The organism is uncultured Ralstonia sp. (genome assembly GCA_913056305.1).
In the GTDB taxonomy this organism is placed as follows: domain Bacteria; phylum Pseudomonadota; class Gammaproteobacteria; order Burkholderiales; family Burkholderiaceae; genus Ralstonia.
Map to the genome: position 1 here is coordinate 1 of CAJXMR010000195.1, position 8,659 is coordinate 8,659.

General features: G+C 66.2%; 9 protein-coding genes. 1 reads left to right on the forward strand and 8 read right to left on the reverse strand.

Annotation, left to right across the window (positions count from 1 at the left end; translation table 11 throughout):
• The coding region (locus tag QZ609_RS21275; protein ID WP_295499279.1) for a DUF1415 family protein at nucleotides 1–448 on the reverse strand (448 nt) is incomplete at its 3' end.
• A gap of 198 nt (nucleotides 449–646) precedes the next feature.
• Between QZ609_RS21275 and QZ609_RS21280 the strand changes: the two genes are divergently transcribed.
• Complete coding sequence (locus tag QZ609_RS21280) at nucleotides 647–1,030, forward strand: hypothetical protein (RefSeq protein ID WP_295499259.1); 384 nt, start codon at nucleotides 647–649, stop codon at nucleotides 1,028–1,030.
• Nucleotides 1,031–1,107: 77 nt separating this feature from the next.
• Here QZ609_RS21280 and glpK read toward each other — a convergent pair whose 3' ends face one another.
• The 7 genes from glpK to QZ609_RS21315 form a co-directional block, all read right to left on the reverse strand.
• A complete protein-coding gene (glpK, locus tag QZ609_RS21285) occupies nucleotides 1,108–2,604 on the reverse strand; it encodes a glycerol kinase GlpK (RefSeq protein ID WP_295499261.1) in 1,497 nt (498 codons plus the stop codon).
• A 153-nt stretch (nucleotides 2,605–2,757) separates the two neighbouring features.
• On the reverse strand, nucleotides 2,758–4,503 hold the full coding sequence (locus QZ609_RS21290) for an ABC transporter substrate-binding protein (protein ID WP_295499263.1): 1,746 nt from the start codon (nucleotides 4,501–4,503) through the stop codon (nucleotides 2,758–2,760).
• A 155-nt stretch (nucleotides 4,504–4,658) separates the two neighbouring features.
• Nucleotides 4,659–4,940 (reverse strand): DUF2160 domain-containing protein, encoded by a 282-nt coding sequence (locus QZ609_RS21295; protein WP_039599208.1) that lies wholly within the window; start codon nucleotides 4,938–4,940, stop codon nucleotides 4,659–4,661.
• Nucleotides 4,941–4,974: 34 nt separating this feature from the next.
• The gene (locus tag QZ609_RS21300; protein ID WP_295499269.1) at nucleotides 4,975–5,817 is read right to left on the reverse strand and encodes a carbohydrate ABC transporter permease; all 843 of its coding nucleotides are present in this window, start codon (nucleotides 5,815–5,817) and stop codon (nucleotides 4,975–4,977) included.
• The gene (locus QZ609_RS21305) at nucleotides 5,810–6,700 is read right to left on the reverse strand and encodes a carbohydrate ABC transporter permease (protein WP_295499271.1); all 891 of its coding nucleotides are present in this window, start codon (nucleotides 6,698–6,700) and stop codon (nucleotides 5,810–5,812) included. The genes QZ609_RS21300 and QZ609_RS21305 overlap by 8 nt, the downstream gene beginning before the upstream one ends.
• Nucleotides 6,697–7,803 (reverse strand): ABC transporter ATP-binding protein, encoded by a 1,107-nt coding sequence (locus tag QZ609_RS21310; RefSeq protein WP_295499273.1) that lies wholly within the window; start codon nucleotides 7,801–7,803, stop codon nucleotides 6,697–6,699. Before QZ609_RS21310 ends, QZ609_RS21305 begins: the two co-directional genes overlap by 4 nt.
• Nucleotides 7,790–8,659 (reverse strand): ABC transporter ATP-binding protein (locus QZ609_RS21315; RefSeq protein ID WP_295499276.1); only part of this gene is annotated, 870 nt, incomplete at its 5' end. The genes QZ609_RS21315 and QZ609_RS21310, both read right to left, overlap by 14 nt.

Below are 8,659 nucleotides of genomic sequence, written 5' to 3' on the forward strand. Positions count from 1 at the left end.
CGTTGGCGATGTCGTCCGGATCGGCATCGGCGAAGACGAAATCGGGGTGGAAGCTCGCCAGTTGCAGGATGCCTTCGTGGCCGGCCTTGGTGAGCAGCGTTTCGGCGCGCTCGGTGAGGGTGTGGAAATCGAAGAAATCCGTGAGCGCGGGGACGATCAGCAGCGTGGTGTCGATCGCGGTGGCGGGGTGGGTGCGCAGCACGTCGGCCTCGGCGCGCAGGTGGTCGAGCACGTCGCCGTCCATGGTCGCGCGGCTGACCACGTAGCGCACCTGGCGCTTGACGTGCACGGCCTTGGCGAACGGACACAGGTTCAGGCCGATCACCGCGTCTTCGAGCCAGCGCTGCACGTGGCCGACCAGTGCGGCGGCGGCCTCGGCGGGCAGCGCCAGCGCGTCGGCGGGCGGGTCGAGCAAAACGAAATCGGGCAGGTTGGACGGCACGGTCATGGCGGCGCGAGGGAAATCAGCGCGCAGTGTAGTCGATGGCATGGGAGCGCTTCTTGCGGCTACGCAGGGTTGTGTCTTGCAACACACGGCGCGCGACGTTTGGGCCGCGCCGAGGCCAGATGGTGTGATGCATGTATCGCCCATGTGGCCACTCCAACCCATGGATCTTGCACATCTTGCACAACAAGGAGCTGAACCATGACCGAACTGCACCCGTTGAAGACCACGCTCACCGCGGCCGCTGCGCTTGCCGTCTTGGCCACCTCTGCGGCCGCCTTCGCCCAGATGACGCCGGCGCCCGTGACCACGCCGCAAACCACCGGCACCGTGCAGACAGCGCCGGCCGGCCAGGGGCCGACCACGTCGTCGGCCGATCCGTTGGTGCAAAAGCGCCTTGACGACCAGCAGGCCAAGGACGAATACAAGGCGCACAAGGCTGATGCCAAAGCGGACTACAAGGACCAGATGAAGGCCGCGAAGTCAGCCCAGAAGGCAGAGAAGGCGCGCGCCAGCGCCAAGCGCCGCGCCGACATGGCCAAGCAGGGCGGCCCGGCGCAAACGCCGGGCAGCGGCGGTGAATAGCCGATAGCCGCGCGACCTTCCCATGAAAAAAGGCGACCCGTGGGTGGGTCGCCTTTTTCGTTTGCAGATGCGTGTTGTCAGTGGCCGCGCGTGGTCGGTAGCCGGACTTGCGCGACAGCCATCTCCCACTGCGCCATGCGGCTCAGGGCCTCATCGCGGCTGATGACCGGGTGGAAGGTGCGCGAGGCGCGCCATTGCTGCGCGACTTCGTCTTCGCCGCGGTAGAAGCCGGTGGCGATGCCCGCCAGGTACGCTGCGCCCAGCGCCGTGGTCTCGATGATCTCCGGGCGCACCACGGGGATGCCGAGCAGGTCGGCCTGGAACTGCAGCAGCAGGTTGTTGGCCGAGGCGCCGCCGTCCACGCGCAGCTCCGAGATGGTCGACACGGCATCGCGCGTCATCGCTTGCAGCAGCGCGGTGCTCTGGAAGGCGATCGACTCCAGCGCCGCACGCGCGATGTGCCCGATGCTGGTGCCGCGCGACAGGCCGACGATGGCGCCCTGCGCGGTCGGGTCCCAGTACGGCGCGCCCAGGCCGGTGAACGACGGCACGAACACCACGCCGCCGGAATCCGGCACCGAGGCGGCCAGGCCTTCCACGTCGGCCGAGCGCTGGATGGCGCGCAGGCCATCACGCAGCCACTGCACCACCGCACCGCCGACGAACACGCTGCCTTCCAGTGCGTAGCTGCGCTTCGGGCCGCTCTGGCAGGCGGCCGTGCTGATCAGGCCGTTGTGCGACTGCACCGCCTTGTCGCCGGTGTTGAGCAACATGAAGCAGCCGGTGCCGTAGGTGTTCTTGGCCATGCCGGGTTTGAAGCAGGCCTGGCCGAACAGGGCGGATTGCTGGTCGCCCGCCATGCCGCCGATGGTGAGCGGGGCGCCCAGCCAATCGGCGTCGGTCTGCCCAAACTGGTAGGCCGACGGATGCACCTCGGGCAGCAGGCTCGGGTCGATGTCGAGCGCGCGCATCAGGTTGGCATCCCACTGGCCGGTGTGGATGTTCCACAGCATGGTGCGCGAGGCGTTGGACACGTCGGTCACGTGCAGGCGGCCGCGCGTGAGCTGCCACACGATCCAGCTATCCACTGTGCCGAAGGCGAGTTCGCCACGCGCGGCGCGCTCGCGGGCGCCGTCCACGTGGTCGAGGATCCAGCGCAGCTTGGTGGCGGAGAAATACGGATCGATCACGAGCCCGGTGCGCTTGCGCACTTCGTCTTCCAGGCCTTCGGCGCGCAGGCGCTCGCAGATGCTCTCGGTGCGGCGGTCCTGCCAGACGATGGCGTTGAAGATGGGCTTGCCAGTGGCGCGTTCCCACACCACGGTGGTCTCGCGCTGGTTGGTGATGCCGAGCGCGGCCATGTCGGCGGCGCCCAGCTTGGCTTGGGCGAGCGCGGCGCGGCAGGTGGCGAGCTGGCTGTTCCAGATGTCGAACGGGTCATGCTCGACCCAGCCGGGCTGCGGAAACTGTTGCGGAAACTCCTGCTGGGCGCTGGCGACGATCTGGCCGGCGCGGTTGAACACGATGGCACGCGAGCTGGAGGTGCCCTGGTCGAGCGCGAGGAGGTATTCCATAAGGCAGAGGCAATGAGACGCCGGGGCGGACGGGTGTTACGACCGACCCGCCCCGGCAATTGATGATGCGAAAGCATAGCCCGCCGGCAGCGGGCTTGCGATGCGGGCGATCCCGATGACGTACGTGTCGTCAGGATCGCCCAGCCGCGCGGATTAACGCACGCGGCCTTCCTTCCAGGCGGCGAGCAGCTTGTCGTAAGCCACCGTCTCACCCTTCGGACGCTCGTTGTCGAGCTTCTTCCACGGGGCGTGCTCGGTCGACAGCCACTTGTTGGGGTCACCCACCGGGTTCAGCTTGGGCGCGCAGTTCTTCATGCCCGCGCGCTGCAGACGGCCCATCACGTCGTCCATTTCCTTGGCCAGGTTGTCCATGGCGCCTTGCGGGGTCTTCTCGCCCGTGACGGCCGTGGCGACGTTCTTCCACCAGAGCTGGGCCAGCTTCGGATAGTCGGGCACGTTGTTGCCGGTCGGCGTCCAGGCCACGCGGGCCGGGCTGCGGTAGAACTCGATCAGGCCGCCGTACTTGGCCGCGTTCTTGGTGAAGTAGTCGCTGTGGATGTCGGAGTCACGGATGAAGGTGAGGCCCGTGATCGACTTCTTCAGCGACACGGTCTTCGACGTGACGAACTGCGCGTACAGCCACGCGGCCGTGCGGCGCTCGAACGGGGTGGACTTGAAGAAGGTCCAGGAGCCGACGTCCTGGTAGCCGTTCTGCATGCCGTCCTTCCAGTACGGGCCGTGCGGCGACGGGGCCATGCGCCACTTGGGCGAGCCGTCGGCGTTCATGACCGGGCCCGGCTTGGTCATCGACGCGGTGAAGGCGCTGTACCAGAACACCTGCTGCGCGATGTGGCCCTGCGCGGGCACCGGGCCGGCTTCGTTGAAGGTCATGCCGCTGGCTTCGGCCGGCGCGTACTTCTTCATCCAGTCCACGTACTTGGTGAGTGCGTACACGGCGGCCGGGCTGTTGGTGGCACCGCCGCGCGAGACTTCGGCGCCCACCGGGGTGCACTTGTCCTTCTCGTCCACGCGGATGCCCCATTCGTCCACCGGCAGGCCGTTCGGGATGCCCTTGTCGGCGGAGCCGGCCATCGACAGCCACGCGTCGGTGAAGCGCCAGCCCAGCGACGGGTCCTTCTTGCCGTAGTCCATGTGGCCGTAGACCTTCTTGCCATCGAGCTCCTTCACGTCATTGGTGAAGAAGTTGGCGATGTCTTCATAGGCCGTCCAGTTGACGGGCACGCCCAGGTCGTAGCCGTACTTGGCCTTGAACTTGTCTTGCAGGTCCTTGCGGGCGAACCAGTCGGCGCGGAACCAGTACAGGTTGGCGAACTGCTGGTCGGGCAGCTGGTACAGCTTGCCGTCCGACGCGGTGGTGAAGCTGGTACCGATGAAATCCTTCAGGTCCAGGCCCGGGTTGGTGAACTCCTTGCCTTCGCCGGCCATGTAGTCCGACAGGGGCATCACCACGCCGTAGCGATAGTGCGTGCCGATCAGGTCGGAGTCGGAGATCCAGCCGTCATAGATGCTCTTGCCGGATTGCATCGAGGTCTGCAGTTTCTCGACCACGTCGCCTTCCTGCATGATGTCGTGCTTGACCTTGATGCCGGTGATCTCTTCAAACGCCTTGGCCAGCGTCTTCGATTCATAGGCATGCACGTCGAGCGTTTCCGACACGACATGGATCTCGGTCACGCCTTTGGCCTTGAGCTTGGCGGCGGTGTCGATGAACCACTTCATTTCGGCCAGCTGCTGCTGCTGCGACAGCGTGCTGGGCTGGAACTCGGACGTGACCCACTTCTTGGCTTCGGCTTCACCGGCATGTGCTGCGCCAGCGGCCAGGGCGCTAGCCAGCGCGATCGCGCTGATCTGAAGCGTCATGCGCCAGGATGCTTTCATCGGTATCTCCTCGTGCTTATTGTTCTCCCCGCAGCGAAAACATCCGGCATTCCGACGCGGGGAGCGTGGTGGAATGCCCTTGCCCGTGTGGGCGTGGAAGCGTCAGCCCGTGCCGACGCCTCCGGACCAGCGAAATCGATTGCGGCGATTGCGCATCAACCGCGCCACAGGATCAGCAGCAACACCACCATCGAGGCGATGAAGCCGCCCCAGGCGCCGGTCTCTTCCGACGCCAGACCGACCCACGCCAGGTTGATATACGCGGCCGTCAACAGACCGATGAAGAGGCGGTCGCCGCGTGTGGTGGCAATCGGCAGCAAGCCTTTGCGCTCCACGGTCGGGCGGGTCACCTCCCAGATCGTCATGCCGGCCAGCATCAGGGCGATGCAGCCGAAGAAGATCGCCACTTCGGGCGTCCAGGCCATCCAGCTGAACATGGCTGTGTCTCCTGTTCTTTTCGTTCTTCGTTCTTTAGACGCGGCCCATCGCAAAACCCTTCGCGATGTAGTTCCGCACAAACCAGATCACCAGCGCGCCGGGAATGATGGTCAGCACACCGGCTGCCGCCAGCACGCCCCAGTCCATGCCCGAGGCCGACACCGTGCGCGTCATCACCGCGGTGATCGGCTTGGCGTCCACCGAGGTGAGCGTGCGCGCGAGCAGCAGCTCCACCCAGCTGAACATGAAGCAGAAGAACGCCGTCACGCCCACGCCCGCCTTGATCAGCGGCAGGAAGATCTTCAGGAAGAACGCGGGGAAGCTGTAGCCGTCGATATAGGCGGTCTCGTCGATCTCGCGCGGGATGCCCGACATGAAGCCTTCCAGGATCCACACCGCCAGCGGCACGTTGAACAGCATGTGCGCCAGCGCCACGCCCAGGTGGGTGTCCATCAGGCCGACCGTCGAATACAGCTGGAAGAACGGCAGCAGGAACACCGCGGGCGGCGTCATGCGGTTGGTCAGCAGCCAGAAGAACATGTGCTTGTCGCCCAGGAACCGGTAGCGCGAGAAGGCGTAGGCCGCCGGCAGCGCGACCAGGGTCGAGAGCACCGTGTTCATCGTCACGTAGATGATGGAGTTGATGTAACCCCAGTACCACGACGGGTCGGTGAAGATGATCTTGTAGTTGTCGAACGTGACGAGCTTCGGCCAGATCGAGAAGCCGGCCAGCGTCTCCTCGTTGGTCTTGAGCGACATGCTCAACATCCAGTACAGCGGCAGCACCGCAAAGGCCACGTACACCATCAGCGTGATGGCACGCGCGATCTTGCGCTGGCGTTCGTTCTGGCTCTTCAGGCCATTTTGGTTAGGCATGGTCGTCTCCCACGGCCGCGCTTGCACTGCCCACGCGCTGCATCCAGTTGTAGAGGACGAAGCAGAACAGCAGGATGATGAGGAAGTACACGATCGAGAACGCCGCCGCGGGGCCCAGGTCGAACTGGCCCACCGCCTTCTGCGTCAGGTACTGCGACAGGAACGTGGTGGCGTTGCCGGGGCCGCCGCCCGTGAGCACGAACGGCTCGGTGTAGATCATGAAGCTGTCCATGAAGCGCAGCAGCACGCCGATCATCAGCACGCCGCGCATCTTCGGCAGCTGGATGTAGCGGAACACGGCCAGGCGGCTGGCGCCGTCAATCTCGGCGGCCTGGTAGAACGCATCCGGGATCGAGCGCAGGCCGGCATAGGCCAGCAGCGCCACCAGCGGCGTCCAGTGCCAGACGTCCATGATCAGCACGGTGATCCACGCGTCGAACGAGTGCGACGTGTAGTTGTAGTCCACGCCCGCCTGGTTGAGCAGGTAGCCGGCCAGGCCGATGTCCGAGCGCCCGAAGATCTGCCAGATGGTGCCGACCACGTTCCAGGGAATCAGCAGCGGCATGGCCAGCACCACCAGCGCGGCGGATGCTTTCCAGCCCTTGCTCGGCATCGACAGCGCCAAGCCGATGCCCAGCGGGATCTCCACCGCCAGCACGCACAGCGAGAAGATCAACTGGCGGGTGAGGGCGTCCTGCAGGTCGGTGTCGCGCAGGATCTGGCGGAACCAGTCCACGCCCACGAACACGTGCTGCTCGGGGCTGATGATGTCCTGCACCGAGTAGTTGACCACCGTCATCAGCGGCACGATGGCGGAGAACGCCACGCACAGGAACACCGGCAGGATCAGGAACCACGCCTTGTTGTTGAGCGGCTTGTTCATCGGCCGATCCTCTCGTCGTTGCAGTAGTACAGGGTCTGCGGCGCATCCAGGCGCAGCCACACGCGCGAGTCAGACACGGCCACGTCGTTGGGCAGCTTGGCCTTGATGGGCAGGCCGACGCCTTCGCCCGTGTCGCCCAGGCTGGCGGTCAGCAGCTGGTGCGTGCCGAGCTGCTGCACCTGGTGCACCTGCGCGGCCAGCGTGCCGACTTCGCCCGGCGCGGCCAGCTGCACGAACTCCGGGCGCAGGCCGAGCTTGAGCGAACCGTTTGCGCCCTTGAGCGTGGCCAGCGTGTCGCGGTCCACCGACAGGCGTTGGCCGGCCAGCGAGATCACGTCGCCGTCCACCGCCACCGGGTAGAGGTTCATGCCCGGGCTGCCGATGAAGTAGCCGACGAAGGTGTGGTCCGGCCGCTCGAACAGCGCTTCCGGGCCGCCTTGCTGCACCACCTTGCCTTCGGTCATGACCACCACCTCGTCGGCGAAGGTCAGCGCCTCCACCTGGTCGTGCGTCACGTAGATCAGCGTCAGCTTCAGCTGCTGGTGGATCTTCTTGAGCTGGCGACGCAGTTGCCACTTCAGGTGCGGGTCGATGACGGTGAGCGGCTCGTCAAAGAGGATGGCCGCCACGTCCTTGCGCACCAGGCCGCGGCCCAGCGAGATCTTCTGCTTGGCATCCGCCGCCAGGCCCGAGGCGCGGCGTTTGAGCGCGTGCTGCAGCTCGAGGATCTCGGCCACTTCCTCCACACGCTGCTTCACCTCGGCTTCCGGCGTCTTGCGGTTGCGCAGCGGGAAGGCGAGGTTGTCGAACACGGTCATCGTGTCGTAGATGACCGGGAACTGGAACACCTGGGCGATGTTGCGCTCGCGCGGGCTGGCGTGCGTGACGTCCTGGTCGTCGAACAGCACCTGGCCCTCGGACGGCGTCAGCAGCCCGGAGATGATGTTCAGCAGCGTGGACTTGCCGCAGCCCGACGGGCCCAGCAGCGCGTAGGCACCGCCATCGCGCCAGGTCATGTTCATCGGCTGCAGCGCGTAGTCCGACAACGATTGCGGATCGGGCCGGTAGCTGTGCCCGAGGTTGCGGAATTCAATGCGCGCCATGTGCGTCTCCCAGCTTGGGCGCGCTCACCAGCTTGCCCGCATCATCGAACAGGAACAGCTCGGCCGGATCGACGAACACATCCAGCGCCGCCCCCAGCTCGAACTCGTGCACGCCGGGCAGCTGCGCCACCAGGCCGATGCTGCCGGGCTCCCCAGGCGCATGGGCGCGGACGTGCAGATAGGTTTCCGAGCCCGACAGCTCGGCCAGTTCCACCAGGCCCGGCAGCGCGATGCAGCGCGACGTGCGCGTGCCCAGGCGGATATGCGAGGGCCGCAGGCCGACGCGGCAGCGCGTGCCGGCATGCATCGGCAGCGGGCGCGTCCAGGGCACGTCGATGCCGTGCGGCAGGCGGATGTGGTTGCCTTCCACCACCGTGGCGTGGAAGACGTTCATCGGCGGGTCGTTGAAGATGGCGGCGGCATCCACCGACACTGGCACCTCATACATATTGAGCGTCGGGCCGGACTGCAGCACGCGGCCTTCGTGCATGACCACGGTGTGGCCGCCCAGCAGCAGGGCTTCCTGCGGCTCGGTGGTGGCGTACACCACGGTCGTGCCACCGTCGGCAAAGAGCGAGGCCAGCTCGGCGCGCAGTTCTTCGCGCAGCTTGTAGTCGAGGTTGACCAGCGGCTCGTCCAGCAGCACCAGCGGCGCGCGCTTGACCAGCGCCCGCGCCAGCGCGCAGCGCTGCTGCTGGCCGCCCGACAGCTCGGCCGGCAGGCGCTGCAGCAGGTGCTCGATGTGCAGCTTGGCTGCCACGGCGTGCACGCGCGTGTCGATCTCGCTCTTGTTGGTGCCCAGCAGGCGCAGCGGCGAGGCGATGTTGTCGTACACCGTCATCGCCGGGTAGTTGAT

Coding starts and splice junctions, on each gene's coding strand:
- glpK (WP_295499261.1), bottom strand. CDS start 2,604: ATGGAATACCTCCTCGCGCTCGACCAGGGCACCTCCAGCTCGCGTGCC.
- QZ609_RS21280 (WP_295499259.1), top strand. CDS start 647: ATGACCGAACTGCACCCGTTGAAGACCACGCTCACCGCGGCCGCTGCG.
- QZ609_RS21300 (WP_295499269.1), bottom strand. CDS start 5,817: ATGCCTAACCAAAATGGCCTGAAGAGCCAGAACGAACGCCAGCGCAAG.
- QZ609_RS21310 (WP_295499273.1), bottom strand. CDS start 7,803: ATGGCGCGCATTGAATTCCGCAACCTCGGGCACAGCTACCGGCCCGAT.
- QZ609_RS21295 (WP_039599208.1), bottom strand. CDS start 4,940: ATGTTCAGCTGGATGGCCTGGACGCCCGAAGTGGCGATCTTCTTCGGC.
- QZ609_RS21290 (WP_295499263.1), bottom strand. CDS start 4,503: ATGAAAGCATCCTGGCGCATGACGCTTCAGATCAGCGCGATCGCGCTG.
- QZ609_RS21305 (WP_295499271.1), bottom strand. CDS start 6,700: ATGAACAAGCCGCTCAACAACAAGGCGTGGTTCCTGATCCTGCCGGTG.